At 35.7% G+C, this 1,446-nt stretch carries 1 protein-coding gene; it reads left to right on the plus strand.

What is annotated here, in order from left to right; translation table 11 throughout:
• The first annotated feature begins 55 nt into the window (after positions 1 to 55).
• Positions 56 to 1,410, plus strand: a protein-coding gene (locus BFL01S_RS20240; protein WP_156474964.1) for an IS3 family transposase whose coding sequence is annotated in 2 segments (ribosomal slippage) — positions 56 to 509 and positions 509 to 1,410 — 1,356 coding nt in all. Because the reading frame shifts where the segments join, the coding sequence is not laid out codon by codon here.
• The last annotated feature ends 36 nt before the right edge of the window (positions 1,411 to 1,446 follow it).

Genomic DNA, 1,446 nt, shown 5'->3' on the forward strand with positions numbered 1-1,446 from the left:
GAACTGCACCCCAATTGTTAGACACAATCTAATAATTGGAGGTGCAGTTTTTTATATGACTAAGTATACAGGTGATATTAAATTAGATATTATTCAAGGCTATGATCCGAAAGTAATTTCTCAAAAAGAATATGCAAAACAAATGGGTATTACTAAAGCACAATTCCAATATTGGTTGAGATTATTTGAAATCCATGGAGAAGAAGGATTAATCAATCCCTATACAAACTGTACTGTTAGCTTTAAACTGGACGTACTAAACTATATGGTTCAATCTGGTGCGTCGTTAATGGATACCGCAGCTCTCTTTAAAATCTCTAGTTATACAATGGTGTATGATTGGCAGAAAAAGATGGAGGCTGGCGGTTTAGAAGCACTTGAACCAAATCAAAAGGGGCGTCCATCCATGAAAGATAAATCTACTAAACAACCAAAAAATGAGCCAGTTAAAGGTTCAGTAGAGGCACTTGAAGCACGTATTAAACAACTAGAAATGGAAAATGAGTATCTAAAAAAGTTGAATGCCTTCGTTCAAAACAAGGAAAAATCACCAAAAAAGACAAAGCGCAAGTAGTCTATGAATTGAGGCACAAATATTCGGTGAAAGCACTCGTAAAGCTCGCAGGGATTCCACGTAGTACTTACTATGACTTAGTAAAACGAATGAATCGCACAGATCCAGATGCCAACTTAAAAACAGAAATAAAGGGAATTTATGAAGAACATGAAGGACGATATGGTTATCGCCGTATTCGAGATGAACTAGCCAATCGTGGGCAAAAAGTTAATCATAAAAAGGTTCAGCGCCTCATGAAAGAACTAGGCTTAAAATGTATCGTACGCATGAAAAAATACAAATCTTATAAGGGGGATGTCGGTAAAATTGCCCCAAATCTTTTAGATCGTAACTTTACGGCAGATGCCCCCTATCAAAAATGGGTAACAGATATTACGGAGTTTAAATTATTTGGTGAAAAACTTTATTTTTCCCCCGTATTAGATTTGTTTGGAAGTGAAGTTATTACATACACATTAGACTCTAGACCAACGTATTCACTTGTTTCAGAAATGGTGGAAAAGGCTTTGGCACATTTACCTGAAGACCACCAGTTATTAATGCACTCAGATCAAGGCTGGCATTATCAGATGAAACAATATCGTAATACGCTTGAAAGAAAAGGAATCATTCAAAGTATGTCTCGCAAAGGAAACTGTTATGACAACTCAGTTATGGAGAATTTTTTCGGAATTATGAAATCCGAATTCCTTTACCTAAAGGAGTTTGATACAGTAGAACAGTTTAAAATAGAATTAGAAAAATACATCGAATACTACAATACAAAGAGAATTAAGGCAAAATTAAAAATGAGTCCGGCACAATACCGAACTCATTTTACCCAAGCTGCCTAATGAAATAACCGTGTCTAACTTTTAGGGGTCACTTCA

The sequence above is a fragment of the Priestia flexa NBRC 15715 genome, from assembly GCF_001591565.1.
GTDB classification, from domain to species: domain Bacteria; phylum Bacillota; class Bacilli; order Bacillales; family Bacillaceae_H; genus Priestia; species Priestia flexa.